Annotated in this window: 13 protein-coding genes, 1 tRNA gene and 1 riboswitch; of the genes, 7 read left to right on the top strand and 7 right to left on the bottom strand. The window is 57.6% G+C overall.

Going from position 1 to position 13,500, the window contains the following annotated elements; translation table 11 throughout:
- Positions 1-41 precede the first annotated feature (41 nt).
- Genes EPD60_RS14805 through EPD60_RS14795 form a run of 3 tightly spaced genes read left to right on the top strand, consistent with a single transcriptional unit; the run spans position 42 to position 2,258 of the window.
- Positions 42-1,097: a tetratricopeptide repeat protein gene (locus tag EPD60_RS14805; protein WP_131450294.1), complete on the top strand. Its 1,056-nt coding sequence runs from the start codon at positions 42-44 to the stop codon at positions 1,095-1,097.
- Between the two features lie 10 nt (positions 1,098-1,107).
- Entirely contained in the window at positions 1,108-1,638 is a 531-nt protein-coding gene (locus EPD60_RS14800; protein WP_131450293.1) for a DUF3267 domain-containing protein, read from the top strand.
- Positions 1,639-1,649: 11 nt separating this feature from the next.
- Positions 1,650-2,258 carry a hypothetical protein gene (locus EPD60_RS14795; RefSeq protein WP_131450292.1) on the top strand — a complete coding sequence of 203 codons (609 nt, stop codon included), beginning with the start codon at positions 1,650-1,652 and terminating at the stop codon, positions 2,256-2,258.
- Between the two features lie 35 nt (positions 2,259-2,293).
- Here EPD60_RS14795 and EPD60_RS14790 read toward each other — a convergent pair whose 3' ends face one another.
- Both EPD60_RS14790 and EPD60_RS14785 read right to left on the bottom strand, forming a co-directional pair.
- Complete coding sequence (locus EPD60_RS14790) at positions 2,294-2,827, bottom strand: hypothetical protein (protein ID WP_207896689.1); 534 nt, start codon at positions 2,825-2,827, stop codon at positions 2,294-2,296.
- 116 nt (positions 2,828-2,943) lie between these two features.
- A complete protein-coding gene (locus tag EPD60_RS14785; RefSeq protein ID WP_131450291.1) occupies positions 2,944-4,095 on the bottom strand; it encodes a zinc-dependent alcohol dehydrogenase in 1,152 nt (383 codons plus the stop codon).
- 130 nt (positions 4,096-4,225) lie between these two features.
- On the opposite strand from EPD60_RS14785, the gene EPD60_RS14780 reads away from it, so the two are divergent.
- The 3 genes from EPD60_RS14780 (at position 4,226) to EPD60_RS14770 (ending at position 7,916) form a co-directional block, all read left to right on the top strand.
- The gene (locus EPD60_RS14780) at positions 4,226-5,032 is read left to right on the top strand and encodes a ZIP family metal transporter (RefSeq protein WP_243647845.1); all 807 of its coding nucleotides are present in this window, start codon (positions 4,226-4,228) and stop codon (positions 5,030-5,032) included.
- Between the two features lie 84 nt (positions 5,033-5,116).
- A complete protein-coding gene (locus tag EPD60_RS14775; protein WP_131450290.1) occupies positions 5,117-5,782 on the top strand; it encodes a phosphodiester glycosidase family protein in 666 nt (221 codons plus the stop codon).
- A gap of 133 nt (positions 5,783-5,915) precedes the next feature.
- Complete coding sequence (locus tag EPD60_RS14770; RefSeq protein ID WP_131450289.1) at positions 5,916-7,916, top strand: PAS domain S-box protein; 2,001 nt, start codon at positions 5,916-5,918, stop codon at positions 7,914-7,916.
- Between the two features lie 218 nt (positions 7,917-8,134).
- On the opposite strand, the gene EPD60_RS14765 is transcribed toward EPD60_RS14770, so the two are convergent.
- From EPD60_RS14765 to EPD60_RS14755, 3 genes are all read right to left on the bottom strand, one after another.
- Complete coding sequence (locus EPD60_RS14765) at positions 8,135-8,383, bottom strand: GIY-YIG nuclease family protein (protein ID WP_131450288.1); 249 nt, start codon at positions 8,381-8,383, stop codon at positions 8,135-8,137.
- 327 nt (positions 8,384-8,710) lie between these two features.
- A tRNA-Met gene (locus EPD60_RS14760) sits at positions 8,711-8,782 on the bottom strand.
- A 102-nt stretch (positions 8,783-8,884) separates the two neighbouring features.
- A complete protein-coding gene (locus tag EPD60_RS14755; protein WP_165871562.1) occupies positions 8,885-9,604 on the bottom strand; it encodes a head GIN domain-containing protein in 720 nt (239 codons plus the stop codon).
- An 85-nt stretch (positions 9,605-9,689) separates the two neighbouring features.
- Positions 9,690-9,791: riboswitch (TPP riboswitch) on the top strand.
- Positions 9,792-9,837: 46 nt separating this feature from the next.
- On the opposite strand from EPD60_RS14755, the gene EPD60_RS14750 reads away from it, so the two are divergent.
- Positions 9,838-12,087 carry a TonB-dependent receptor gene (locus EPD60_RS14750; RefSeq protein ID WP_131450286.1) on the top strand — a complete coding sequence of 750 codons (2,250 nt, stop codon included), beginning with the start codon at positions 9,838-9,840 and terminating at the stop codon, positions 12,085-12,087.
- Positions 12,088-12,278: 191 nt separating this feature from the next.
- Here EPD60_RS14750 and EPD60_RS14745 read toward each other — a convergent pair whose 3' ends face one another.
- Both EPD60_RS14745 and EPD60_RS14740 read right to left on the bottom strand, forming a co-directional pair.
- Positions 12,279-12,599, bottom strand: coding sequence for a rhodanese-like domain-containing protein (locus tag EPD60_RS14745; protein ID WP_131450285.1), 321 nt, complete (start codon positions 12,597-12,599; stop codon positions 12,279-12,281).
- A gap of 20 nt (positions 12,600-12,619) precedes the next feature.
- The gene (locus EPD60_RS14740; protein ID WP_243647843.1) at positions 12,620-13,465 is read right to left on the bottom strand and encodes a PASTA domain-containing protein; all 846 of its coding nucleotides are present in this window, start codon (positions 13,463-13,465) and stop codon (positions 12,620-12,622) included.
- Positions 13,466-13,500: the final 35 nt, after the last annotated feature.

Here is a 13,500-nt window from a genome sequence, read left to right as displayed (position 1 = left end):
GCAGAAATCAGTACCTTTCGTGTCCCAAACGCAACTGCATTATGGATACGAACAACCCGACGCCCCCCAACGACGTCACTGAAAGCACGCAGGCACCGGTATGCGCCGGCTGCGAAACCCCGCTTACCGCGATCACGGGCCGCACCCCGTTGTGTGCCGACTGCCGGAACCATTTTATCCGCTACCCGATACCCCGCTGGATCTGGCTTTTTGGCGGCGCCGTGCTGCTTTTGCTCGTGTTCGGGCTTTTCCGCCTTCCTTCCGGGCTGGCTGCCGCCATCCATCAGAAACGCGGCGAGCACGCCATGGCCGAACACCGCTTTGTTACCGCGCAGCACGAGCTCGAAGTCGCCGTGCGGATGCAGCCCCATTACCAGGAGGCCTCCCTGCGGCTCCTCATCGCTGCCTATCACAACGAAGATCTACAAACCGCCTATAAGTGCAGCCAGCGCCTCGAGGGCAAAGAGATCAAAGACGAGGAACTTCTTACCGAGGCGACAACTATCGTTTCCCGCCTGAACGATGGCATCCCCTCCGATTCGCTGCAGGCCTTCTTCGCGCAACGAACCGAAGCCCCCGACGAGATTCCCGAAGCCTCCTGGGCCACCTACCTGGCCAATCATCCACAGGAGCTTTTCGCCGACTTCGCACGCGCCGCTTCGGCCGTCAACCGGAAAGAATACCCGCTCGCCGAGCGCCTTCTGCACGGGGTACTGGGTATGGACCCCGACTATTCCCGCGGCCTGCAGCTCCTCGTCACCGCCAAACGCGAGCAGCTACAGTTTGACTCCGCATTTTATTATGCAGACCGGCTTCTGGCGCTGAACCGCGAACTGCCTGCATCCTATGGCTCCAAGGCGCGCGTGTTGCTGAAGCAGAAAAAGGATAACGCTGCTTTTCAACTCGTTCAGGAAGGACTGCGCTATGATGCCCGCGACCCCTACTGCCTTGCTACGCTGGCGCTGGTGCATCATTTCCGGGGCGACTTCCGCAATCGCGATGCGCTCATGCGCCGCGCTGCCACCGACAGCACCCTGCAGCCGCAATTCAGCCACGTATCAGAAATCGTATCAGGTAAAGAAACTTTCAGAAACTAATACCGCACCCATGTTCATCCCCGGAATTCTCATCACCATCCTCACCTTTCCCGGCGTCATCGTGCACGAGCTGGCCCACCAGCTCTTTTGCAGGCTTTACAAGGTGCCGGTATTTAAAGTCGTTTACTTCCAGGCACAAAACCCGGCGGGCTACGTGTTGCACGAAGTACCGGAAAGCCGCATGCAGTCGCTCATGATCAGCATCGGCCCCTTTTTCCTCAACACGCTGCTCGGCGCACTGATCGCACTGCCTGCCGCACTCCCGTTTTTTAAGTTCGACAATGCGTCGCCCGTCGACTATGTGCTGATTTACCTGGGCGTATCCATCGCCATGCACGCCTTTCCAAGCACCGGCGACGCGTCGGCAATCTGGAGCAGGCTCCGCGAAGAAGACACCCCGATCCTGCTGAAGATCGTCGGCTATCCCGTTGTCGGCCTCATCTACCTGGGCGCCCTTGGGTCTTTTTTCTGGCTCGATCTGCTTTATGGGGCCGGTGTCGCCATCGGCTTACCCTTGCTGCTGGTCAACCTTTTCAGTTAAACTCCATGCATATGCGTCTGCCCCTACTTTCAGCTTTATTCCTGGCAACAATGGCTTCCTGCCAGGAGCGGCAAGCGCCGGTGGTGGCCAGCAGCGGGAGCGCTTCCAAGGCAATCAAGGAACCCGCTTCCAACAGCCGGCTTTATTCCAAGGGACGCGAAGAGCAACTTATCGAACGGCTTTATAACGAGCAGGTGGAAGCCGAGAGCGGGTTAAAAAAGCTGGAGCAGGAACTACAGGACCTCTACCAAAGACGCGGCGACTCCACCCGCGCGACCACTGAGTTTATTGCCATCAACAAGCAATATTATGACGAGGCTGCGGGGTACGCTTCGCCGATCAGGGACAGCCAGCTACGCCTTCAGATCAGCCGGCGGCTGGAAGAAAGCCTCAAAGGCTTTGACAGCAAAAAAGCGCAGCTGGAAGCCTGGCTGGGCAGCATCGACCGGAATAACGCGTCGATCGGCGACCTGCACCGCGCGCTGAAGGTACTTGTGACCCTGAGCATGATGGAACGCTTCCAAAGGACAGATGAGCCGCCAATGGCGCCGATGCAACACTATGTGGCCGACCAGGAAATGCTGATGCGGCAATTGCGCGATTCGGTGAATAAGAAATAAAAAGAAAGGACGCCGCCGGCGTCCTTTCTTTTTGCTCAGATGAGACTTTTCTTTTTCCTGCTGCCCGAGAACAACCAGGCAACTGCCGCGACCACCGCCACGGTCGTCGCCACCTTGCGCACGAGTTGTACGGGCGCATGCTTCCATTCCGACTTCCAGCCATGCTCGGCGAAGATGTTCGGCACATGCCCCTTGCTGAAATCATCAATATAGCCCTCGATCACGTTGACGCGATCGGCAAGGATGAGCGGGAGCCAATGCCCGAAGGAGCCTTCGCTGTATTTGAAGGCATATCGCCGGATAGCGCCGCTGAGCCCCGACGGCGGTGTGGACGAGCCATAGACCGCCGAGAGTGTCGGCCGCTCGTTCGACTTCAGTACTTCTACGGTCACCGGCTGCATCGTGGGCCGCTCGTAGTTGGATCGCTGGTGATCATCGCCGGTATAATGCTTCATGGGATAATTGGGATGATCGTCCGGGTCTGTATCCATCCCCCATCCCGGTATATGCCTGAACTTTTCCCGCAGGCTTTCCATATCCTCCGTCGTTCTGTTGTGTAGGTGTTCCATGACTGTTGATTGGTTGATTTGTTAATTGGTTAACTGGTCAATTCGTACGCCGCACTTTTCGCTGTTCTAAAATGTCCTTTCAATTGCGTCATTCACTATTCACCAGTGACCATTCCCTATGCCGCCGAAGGAATCAGGATCGGCTTGATGCAATTGTCGCGCTTGGCCGAGAAGATGTTATAGGCATCCGAAACTTCCTCGAGCGGAATGCGGTGGCTGATGATCTCCTTCGGGTTGAGCCGTCCCGACATCACGTGATCGATCAGGCGTGGCAGCAGGCGCTTCACCGAGGCCTGGTTGGCGCGGATCGTGAGGCCTTTGTTCACCACGTTTCCGATCGGCACCATGTTGAAGGTGGGGCCGTACACACCCACGATGGAAATGATACCGCCCTTTTTCACGGAGTTGATTGCCCACTGCAGCGCGGTGGCGGAGCCGGCCTGCAGGAGGCCCTTGCGGCCGGTGAGCGTTTGCAGCGTACTACCGGCGGCCTCGCAGCCGACGGCATCGATGCACACGTCGGCACCGAAATAATCGGTCGTCTTTTTCAGGAAGAGCACCGGGTCGCCGAGCGACTCGAAATTATAAGCTTCACAGAAGGCATAGCGACGCACAAAGTCGAGGCGGTACTCGATGTGGTCGATCACGATCACGCGGCCCGCGCCGAAGAGCCAGGCGCAACGCGCAGCCATGATACCGATGGGTCCGGCGCCGAACACCACCACCGTGTCGCCGGGCTTGATGCCGGCCATCTCGGCTGCCTGGTAGCCGGTAGGCACCACGTCGGTCAGCAGCACGGCGTCGTCGAGATCCATGCCTTCCGGGATGATCGTGGGCCCGACATTGGCATACGGCACGCGGACGTATTCGGCCTGCCCGCCGTCGAAGCCGCCTGCCGTATGCGAATAGCCGAAGATGCCACCCACCGCGGTTGCCTCCGAGTTGGACTCATGACAGTTGCCGAACAGCTCCTGCTTGCAGAAGGGACAGGAGCCGCAGGCGATGTTGAAGGGCACCAGCACCTGGTCGCCCACTTTAATATTGGTGACCTCGGGGCCCACCTCCTCCACTACGCCGGTGAACTCGTGTCCGAAGGTCATCCCGACACGCGTGTCGGGCACAAGGCCATGATATAAGTGCAGGTCGGAGCCGCAGATGCAGGAGCGGGTAACGCGAACGATGGCGTCCTGCGGATGCTCGATACGCGGCATCGGCTTGCTGCGATCGGCCCGCACACGGAAGGGGCCGCGGAAATTCATTGCTAACATGGGCAAATGGTTTTTGTTGTATGAAACCGCCCGCCGCCAATACCTGTGCCGTACACGCGCATGGAGATCAGCGTCGGTAACGGTGATGGTTATTGCATAAAAAACGTGCCCAAACTGTTTCTGCGCGGGTATGAAAATCATGACGACCTTTAATCGTATGACACTCTACTTCCTGCTTTTTCCCAAATGGGCCGCCGCCGCCGGCTGGGGACTTGTATCCGGCTCAGCCTTGCTGCTCGGCGCACTGATCGGCTATTACCGCCAGGTGTCGGCACGCAGCATCGGCCTCATCATGGGCTTCGGCAGTGGCGTGCTTATCTCCGCACTGGCCTTTGAGCTGATGGAGGAAGCTTATAACAAAGGCGGCTTTGCAGCCACGGCCATCGGGTTTCTTGCCGGCGCCTTCCTGTACACGGGAGCCAATTACCTGCTGAGCCACCATGGGGCGCGGCACCGGAAGCGCTCGCGCAAGCTGCAGCCGAGCGAGGCCGAACATCCCGGCAGCGGCACCGCTATCGCCATCGGCGCCCTCATAGACGGGATACCCGAGTCGGTAGCCATCGGGCTGACTATGATGCACGGCGGCGCGGTAAGCATCGCCGCGGTTATTGCGATCTTTCTTTCCAATATACCGGAATCCCTTTCGAGCACCTCGGGCATGAAGAAAGCCGGCCGCAGCGCGCGCTTCATTTTCGGCATCTGGATCATCATCACCCTGCTGTCGGGGGTGGCTGCCCTGCTCGGCTTTGTCTTCTTCAGCCAGTTGTCGCCGGCCGTCACCGGCGGCATGGTGGCGATGGCCGCCGGCGGAATCCTGGCGATGCTGAGCAACACCATGATCCCCGAAGCCTATGACGAAGCACATGACTTTATCGGCATCGTAACGGTACTCGGTTTCCTTGCAGCCTTTTTTCTCAGCAAGCTGGAGAGCAACTAAGATTTTCGCAGGAGCGCAATAGCGCGTATTGATCGGCGTTAGTGCGGAAGGCGCGATACTGCCCTCCAACAAAAACATGATATCATGAAACGCCTCCTGTTCTTTGCCTTGCTGCTCCCGGCCACCGCCTTTTGCCAGTCATTCGATAGCTATGTGGCCACCGCCGGCCGCACGGCCTTCTTCTACCGCCATGCCGGAAGCAATATCAGCACGCTCAGCAGGCTTGCGGCCTTGCAGCCGCGGCTGCGCTTTGCCATGAACATACAGATGTATGCCAACGGCAACAGTGGTTATCGCCCCGTAGGTCTTTATATCGAGAACGGGCAGACCATCACACCGCTGGTGCGGGTCAACAATCCGAAGGTCAATTTCGGAATGCAGCCGCAGGCCGTGATTGCCATCACGAAAGACAACCGGGCGGTGCTGGTGCCGCTCGGCGAGATAAAAACAAGCGACTATAAATATGCCGTCGAGATCGCGCCGATGCTCGTCATCAACGGAGCTGTAAACCCGAAGCTCACCCGCGCGCAGAGCCGCTATATCCGCAACGGCGTGGGCATCCTGGCCGACGGCCGCATCCTGTTTGCCATCAGCCGCGAGCCGGTGACCTTCCAGGAGCTTGCGCGCTTTTTCGTGCAGCAGGGCTGCCGCAGCGCGGCCTTTATCGACGGGGTGGTGTCGCAAAGCTGGCGCCCCGGCGCAGCGCCCCCTTATGACGGGGAATTCGCGGTGATGGCCGGCTCGTGGTAGGCTGCGGGTATTTTTCCGGAACCCCTAGGTGCTATCCCCTAAGCAGGTTATTTTGTAATGACAGCCGCGGAAGAAGCCCGTTCCCGGGTGTACCTTATACTACCCTTTGCAGCGAAGCCTTCAAACGAAAACTATGTGCGAAGACCTGCTACCGCAAACTGACCAATTGCCCTTCCCCGAAGACGTTGACGGCACCTTTTCGGGGGAAAATCCCATTGATTATTACCCCGGGCTGGAACACCTCGAACGACAGGTTCTGGAGATGAACGCGCGCGGGGAGCAAGGCCTGCACGAGCTGGTGCTATTTTATATCGACGCCATCGAGAAGCTTCATCCCGATATGACCTGCTCCCTTCTTGAGTGCCGCGGCGACCGGCTTTACCCGTTTGCGAGCCGTAGCCTGCCCGCAGGATTCGTAGAGCGCCTGAACGAAGGAATTCCCACCGGCTGGAACATGGACTTCTGCGGCACCGCCGCGCACCAGCAGGAGCCCATGGTGGTAACCGACATTGCCCGCGACGACCGCTGGACCGAATGGCGCGACGTCATGCTTTCCTTCGGTTACCGCGCCTGCTGGTCGCAGCCGGTGATCGACAGCGGCGGCACCGTAATGGCCACCTTTGCGATGTATTACCGCACAGCGAAAGTACCGTCGGCACTAGAAGTGAAAACGATAGAGCGTGCCGTGCACCTGCTCCAGGTGATACTCGAAAGCAAGCAACGCGAAGAAAGGCTGCAGCAGACCAACCTGCGCTACGAGCTGCTGGCCGAAGCCACCCACGATGCCGTGTGGGACTTTGATGTAGAGCGGAATACCTGTTTCTTCAACCTCGCCTTTACCCAGCTTTTCGGCTATGCAACGCCGGCGCAGATGGACGTATGGACCGTGAACATTCATCCCGAAGACCAGGAAGCGGTGCTTGCCTCTGCGGAGGATGCCCGCCGCGATCCGCAGCGCGCGCAATGGGAGATGCAGTATCGATTCTACCGCGCCGACGGCAGCATTGCCAATGTGCTCGACCGGGCATTTATCCAGCGCGCTCCCGATGGCCGCGCAACCCGGATGATCGGCGCCATGCAGGACATCACCCGCATCAAGCAGGCGGAAGCGGAACTGCGGCGCCTTTCCCTCATCGCCACCGAAACAACGAACGGCATTTTCATGACCGACAGCGCAGGATACATCACCTGGGTGAACAAAGCCTTCTGTGAGCTTTCCGGTTTTATCGCCGCCGAGATAACCGGACATCTGCCCTGGCTCCTGCTGCGCGGTCCCGGTACAAACGAAAAAGTGCTGGCCCACATCCGCACAAGCATCCGCGACAAGCAAGCCTTCAACTGCGAGCTGCGGCATTACCGCCGCGACGGTCAAAGTTATTGGCTCGAGCTCAAAGGCCAGCCGGCATTCAGTCCGAAAGGAGAAGTGGAACACTACTTCGCAATCGCAACCGATATCACCCACCGGCGCGAGCTGGAGCTGCGGGTAATCGAACAAAAGATCAACGCGCAAAAGGAAATATCGAAAGCGATTATCCGCACCCAGGAGCGGGAGCGCTCGGACATCGGCAAGGAGCTGCACGATAACGTCAGCCAGATCCTGACCACTGCGAAGCTTTATGTGGAAAATATCGGGTACTTCCCCGAGCGCCGCGCCGACTTCATCCGCCAAAGCCAGGAGCTCGTGCAGCGCTCCATCAACGAGATCCGTTTTCTTTCAAAGCAACTCGTTCCGCCGGTGCTCAACGACATCGGCTTCCGCGCCACCCTCGACGAGCTCATTACCCAATACCTTTCGCTGCGTGCCTTTCATATCGATTTCCATTACGGCCTCTCTTCCGAAAGAAAGCTGCACAAAGAGCTGCAGCTGACGATGTACCGCATCGTCCAGGAGCAGCTCAATAATATCGTCAAATACGCCGGTGCCACCAACGTGGAGATCGGCATCCGGCAGGACGGCGGCATGCTGCGCCTCTGGGTTGCTGACGATGGCACCGGGTTCGACACGCGCCGCCCGCATAAAGGGATGGGGCTTTCGGATATCCGCAACCGCGCGGAAGTGTACCGGGGTAAAGTGCACCTCGACTCGGCACCGGGCAAAGGCTGCCGGCTAAGCATTGAGTTGCCCATACGTTAAGGCAACCAGGACGGAAACATCTGAAGGACGTCTGAAGAGGCAAAGAAAGGGCGGATGCATTCGCTAGGGATCAGCCTGCGTCCCGCCCTGGCGGGATAGGAACCCGGCGAGCTGTAATAAAAAAGGACCCCGGTGTTTCCGGAGTCCTTTGGTAGTTGCGAGGGATCGAACCTGCGTCCGCCAGCTGGCGGATATGAGCCCGTCCGAATGGTTTAGATTTATGTTTTCTTCAATAATGTTCGGATAAAGGCCCGGCCCTTTGCCGTTTTCAGCTGTTTTTCTCTGGCTAGCGCTTGCGGCTTTTTACCGAATAGCTCAGTATAAATGCACGTCCACGGCCGAAAGGAGATCGTCCATCCTTTTTTGCCAAGTTCATTATGCGATCGCAAACGTTCGGTCAGATCTGAAGTCATTCCAATATAGATTTTGTCATACCCGGACGAATAGAGAACATAAACGGTATACATACTGGATAACTTTATTCAGGCTGCAGCTATGTTACTATTTAAATTGACGCGCTTGAAAATTTCATACAAAGCCGGTTGCATTTCGTCAGCCCCGTTACTACAGGAGGTGTATTGTCATGATTGTGATAGATGGCCCGCAGAGAAAAATACAAACACACGATTCCCGTACTCTAGTAAGCTTCCTCCAAGCCACAGAGACGCCTCCGGCTCCCGCAGTCAAATAGTAATTACAAAAGCAGGATGGGCCTGCGTACCGCCCGGGGCGGATTATAAGCCAGAAGAGCTGTAACAAAAAAGGACCCCGGTGTTTCCGGAGTCCTTTGGTAGTTGCGAAGGCAGGGATCGAACCTGCGACCTTCGGGTTATGAGCCCGACGAGCTACCGCTGCTCTACTTCGCGCTGTTGTAGTGCAAATGTAGGAGGCTCAATCGGTTCCACCAAAACTTTCTAAAAAAAAGACGCTGCGGGAGCGTCTTTTTTTTAGAATTCTTTAAGCGCCTGTCACCCGCGCTTCTTGATATCGGAGCCGCCGCTTTTGTTACTCTCCACCAGGCTTGCGTTGCCGCGGTAGTAAACATCGGAGCCGCCGGAGGCCGAGGCGCGCACCTCGCGGTTGACGGTGGCATCGATATCGGAGCCGCCCGAAGCTTCGGCACGCATCGTTTCGGCAACAAGCTCGCGACCTTTGAAATCGGAGCCGCCCGCAGCATGCACTTCCAGGTCGCCGGCCGTACCGGAAATAATGACATCGGAGCCGCCGTTGGCATGGCATTCAAGCTTACCGCTGATGGCCACCCGCCCTTTGAAATCGGAGCCGCCGGAAAGGTCGACTTTCAGGGTGGGCGCGCTCAGCGTTCCGTCGATAAATACGTCGGAACCGCCGGAAGCGCCGAGCTGCTCGATCTCCCGGGCGGACACATAGGCGCGGAGGTTCTTGCTGTTGCCCCACACCATGTTCTTGAGATCGCGGGTATCGTACCAGATCTTCAGTACACCATTCTCCACCTCGGTGCGGATGCGGTCGCGGAACTCGCTTTCACGTGCCGACACCGCCACCGCCGGCTCGCCGGTGCTCAGGTAGAGGTCGATGCCGCTGGAAACGCGGATGCCGCGGAAGGCAGGCACGGAGCGCACGCGGGCATTGTCATCGTTGATGGTTTTCTGCGCCTGCAGGGAGCCGGCACCGAGGAGCAAAAAGGCGAACGCGAGTAATTTTTTCATATCGGGAGTTTTGGGGTTTCTGCCTGTAAAACGGCGGTGCATAAAAAATGTTACAGCAAAACGGAAGCGCCGGTATAAATTTGCGCCGACATCCTCGGGGTGCCCGGATACAAAAGTCCGAGCTGAGATCATACCCGTCGAACCTGATCAGGGTAATGCCTGCGCAGGGAAGGTTCCGCCTCCTTACGCTCCTTCTTTTGCGTGCATTTCCCTTTCATTTTAAACCAATTTAAATGAAAAGGACTGCATTTTTTCCAAGCTTTCTTTTGCTGGCCACTTCGGCCGGCGCACAAGACACACTTCGTTCCCGCCTTTCAGACACGCTTCAGCTCGACCCGGTAGAAGTCCGAAGTACGCGCGCCTCGGCAAAGGCACCGTTTGCCAAGACCAACCTTGACCGGGCCGCCATCGAGCGGCAGAATCTCGGCCAGGACCTGCCCTTCGTACTGAACCAGACGCCCTCAACCGTGGTGTCTTCCGACGCGGGCAACGGTGTCGGCTACACAGGTCTCCGCATACGTGGCTCCGACCTCACCCGCATCAACGTGACGCTGAACGGCATCCCGTACAACGACCCCGAATCGCAGGGCGTTTACTTTGTAGACCTGCCCGACTTCGCCTCCTCGGTAGGCTCCATGCAGATCCAGCGCGGGGTGGGCACCTCCTCCAACGGGGCCGGGGCCTTTGGCGCCACAATCAACCTGAGCACGAACGAAGTGCGCCGGCAGGCCTATGCCGAGCTGTTCAACACCTACGGATCCTTCAACACCTGGCGCAATACCGTCAAAGCGGGCACCGGCTTGATCAATAACCGGTTTACGGTAGACGCGCGCCTGTCGCGGGTTTCCAGCGACGGATATATCGACCGCGGCGCTTCCAGCCTGCAGTCGTATTACCTCTCCGGTGCCTGGCTCGGCGAGCGCTCCTCGATCCGCCTCAACGTCTTCAGCGGTCGTGAAAAAACCTACCAGGCCTGGAACGGCATTCCGGAGTTCAAGCTTTTTTACAACCCCGACAGCCTGCTTACCCACTATAACAACAACCTGGGTTCGCTTTATTTCACCAGTGCCGACTCGGCCAACCTGTTTGGTGCCAACCCGCGCCGCTACAACGGGTACCTTTATGCCAACCAGACCGACAACTACCGGCAGGATCACTACCAGCTTTTCCTGAACCACACCCTGAAAAATGGCCTCGCCCTCAGTGGCGCTCTTTTCCTTACTCATGGCGAAGGCTTCTATGAAGAGTATAAGTACAGCCAGAAGTACAGCAGCTATGGCCTCCCGGATGTTATGGTCGGCAGCAGCACGATCCGCCGCAGCGACCTTGTGCGGCAGCTCTGGCTGAAGAACGATCTCTACGGCTTCACGTTTGCGGCCAATTACAAAAAGAACGACTACGACTTCACCTTCGGTGGCTCGGCCAACCGCTTCGATGGCAGCCATTATGGTGTGGTAACCTGGGCAGCCAGCGGCGCGCCGAAAGACCATGAGTGGTATCGCTTCCCGGCGCTTAAGGACGATGCGAACGTGTATGGCAAGTTTGGGTACAACATCGCGAAGAACCTGTACCTGATGGCGGACCTCCAATACCGCTATGTAAAACACCTCGTAAAAGGCACCCGTAAGTTCCCGACCCTGCAGGTGGCCCGCGAGTACAACTTTTTCAACCCCAAGGCCGGCCTCCGCTACGAAGGCCGCGGCTACAGCCTGTACGCTTCCTATGCGCTCGGGCAAAAAGAGCCGAACCGCACCGATTATGAAACCGGTGTTGGTATTGCCGATCCGAAAGCAGAAAAGCTGCACGACATCGAAGCCGGCGTGGAGCACCACGGCAAGCGTGCCCAGTACGGCCTGAACGGTTTTTACATGCTTTACCGCGACCAGCTTGTGCTTACCGGCAAGCTGAATGACGTGGGCGATCCCATCCGCGTTAATGTGCCCAACAGCTATCGCCTCGGTCTTGAAGCCTGGGGAGGCCTTGCAATCAACAGCTGGCTCTCAGTTCAAGCCAATGTTACCGTAAGCCGCAATATCCTGAAGACCTTTGCCGACTACCTGCCGCGTTACGACGTGAACTTCGATTTCGATGGCTACGACACGCTGAACTATAACAACACGCAAATTGCGTATTCGCCCTGGCTCACTAGCGCCGGTACGATCATCGCAAAGCCAGCGAAAGGATTTGAAGTATCGCTGATCAGCAAGGGTGTCAGCAAGCAGTACCTGGATAATTCGGCACAGGCCAACCGCATGTTGCGCGGCTACTTCGTGCAGGATGCCGAGCTGCGCTACAACTGGGCGCCCACGCGCGGCCTCAGCGGGCTGGAGACCTTTGTGCGTGTGAACAATATCTGGAACCGCGCTTACGAATCGAACGGCTATACGTATTCCTACAAGTACGACAACAGCCTGGTGCGGGAAAACTTCTACTACCCGATGGCGGGAACGAATGTACTGGTCGGATTGAATGTTCGACTGTAGAATGATTTAAGGAAGAATAATTTCGAATATCGATCAAGGAATCGCAAAAGCTGAAGGAGGTGCCGGGATTCAAACGGGCTACGATGAAACATCCGTTTGAAATTTGAGCATTAACCACATAGAAAAACCCGCCAGTTGGCGGGTTTTTCTATGTCAAAATTCAATATTCCCTGATCGGTATTCGATATTGCCTACGCTTTCTGTACCGGGTACTTCTCCTGCCAGGCAAGGATACCGCCGACAAGATTGTATGTATGCTTGAAACCGAGCTGGTCGAGTACCATGCAGGCCATCATGCTGCGGTGACCGCTGCGGCATTGAATGATCACTTCCTCATCCTTGAGGTCTTCGAGCTCGTCTACCTGCATGGTCTGGATCTTTCCCAGAGGATACAGGCGGGCGCCGGCGATATTGGCTTCGGCATATTCATGCGGCTCGCGCACGTCGATCAGGTTGATCTTTTCGCCGCGGTCCATTTTGGCTTTCAGCTCGTCTACGCTTATGTTGTTCATATGATGCTGTACTTTTTTTGTTATTGACCACCATCTGCCGGCGCGGTGGCGGGAGGAGCCGCGGCGGTGTCGACATGCGGCGGCGCGGGCTTGCTGACATCGAGCCACAGGTCGATCATCTGGCCGGGGCGGATGCGGTAGGCGCGCCCCTTGCCATCGCGCACGTCGGGGCTCTGGCGCACTACATATGCCGCCAGCGAGTCGCGCACACCGGGTGCCACTACCGAGCCGAGGATAAAGCCGTCGCTTTCGATGAGGGCGCGGGCCTGCTCGTAGGTCATGCCCACCAGCGACGGCACTTCGAGCGACTCGGCGCCGACACCGCTGCCTACCACCAGGTCGATGCGCGAGCCCACGCGGATCTTGGAGCCGGGGGCGACGGGATTTCCGTTAACGGTTTGCTCCAGCACGGTGCCCTTCGCAAAGTCGGGCCGCGTGGTGGTATCGCCGATGCGCAGACCCAGGTTGCGGAGCAACTGCTCCGCGTTGCGCAGGCTATACCCACGCAGGTTGGGCATGTCCACATCGGGCGGAATAACGCGGTTGACCGTGATGTACACGCGGCGGCTCTTTTTAACAACGGCATCGGCCTCGGGCACCTGCTTGATCACGGCCGAAGGCGGCAGCGAATCATAATAAACGGAGTCCTGGATGACAATATCAAAGCCGTTGTCCTCGAGCAGCTTCTGCGCCTCCGCCAGCGGCTTGCCGGTAACCGAAGGCACCTGCCGGGCCACGCCGTGCTGGGTAAGCCAGTTCATCGACAGCACAAACAGCAGCAGCAACAGCAGCACAAGCCCGAGCGCCCAGAGTATGTTTACCCAAAGGGGGCGGCCCGTGATGTTTTTACGAATGAATTGTTTCAATGGATAAGTTTGGAATCGGGGTGCAAGATAAGCAA

This window comes from Flaviaestuariibacter flavus, from assembly GCF_004337505.1.
In the GTDB taxonomy this organism is placed as follows: domain Bacteria; phylum Bacteroidota; class Bacteroidia; order Chitinophagales; family Chitinophagaceae; genus Flavisolibacter; species Flavisolibacter flavus.
The sequence above is the reverse complement of the archived record's forward strand: the minus strand, read 5'-3'. Positions and strand labels throughout refer to the sequence as shown.

Coding starts and splice junctions, on each gene's coding strand:
- EPD60_RS14805 (WP_131450294.1), top strand. CDS start 42: ATGGATACGAACAACCCGACGCCCCCCAACGACGTCACTGAAAGCACG.
- EPD60_RS14790 (WP_207896689.1), bottom strand. CDS start 2,827: ATGGAACACCTACACAACAGAACGACGGAGGATATGGAAAGCCTGCGG.
- EPD60_RS14780 (WP_243647845.1), top strand. CDS start 4,226: ATGAAAATCATGACGACCTTTAATCGTATGACACTCTACTTCCTGCTT.
- EPD60_RS14765 (WP_131450288.1), bottom strand. CDS start 8,383: ATGTATACCGTTTATGTTCTCTATTCGTCCGGGTATGACAAAATCTAT.
- EPD60_RS14755 (WP_165871562.1), bottom strand. CDS start 9,604: ATGAAAAAATTACTCGCGTTCGCCTTTTTGCTCCTCGGTGCCGGCTCC.
- EPD60_RS14745 (WP_131450285.1), bottom strand. CDS start 12,599: ATGAACAACATAAGCGTAGACGAGCTGAAAGCCAAAATGGACCGCGGC.
- EPD60_RS14785 (WP_131450291.1), bottom strand. CDS start 4,095: ATGTTAGCAATGAATTTCCGCGGCCCCTTCCGTGTGCGGGCCGATCGC.
- EPD60_RS14775 (WP_131450290.1), top strand. CDS start 5,117: ATGAAACGCCTCCTGTTCTTTGCCTTGCTGCTCCCGGCCACCGCCTTT.
- EPD60_RS14770 (WP_131450289.1), top strand. CDS start 5,916: ATGTGCGAAGACCTGCTACCGCAAACTGACCAATTGCCCTTCCCCGAA.
- EPD60_RS14795 (WP_131450292.1), top strand. CDS start 1,650: ATGCGTCTGCCCCTACTTTCAGCTTTATTCCTGGCAACAATGGCTTCC.
- EPD60_RS14750 (WP_131450286.1), top strand. CDS start 9,838: ATGAAAAGGACTGCATTTTTTCCAAGCTTTCTTTTGCTGGCCACTTCG.
- EPD60_RS14800 (WP_131450293.1), top strand. CDS start 1,108: ATGTTCATCCCCGGAATTCTCATCACCATCCTCACCTTTCCCGGCGTC.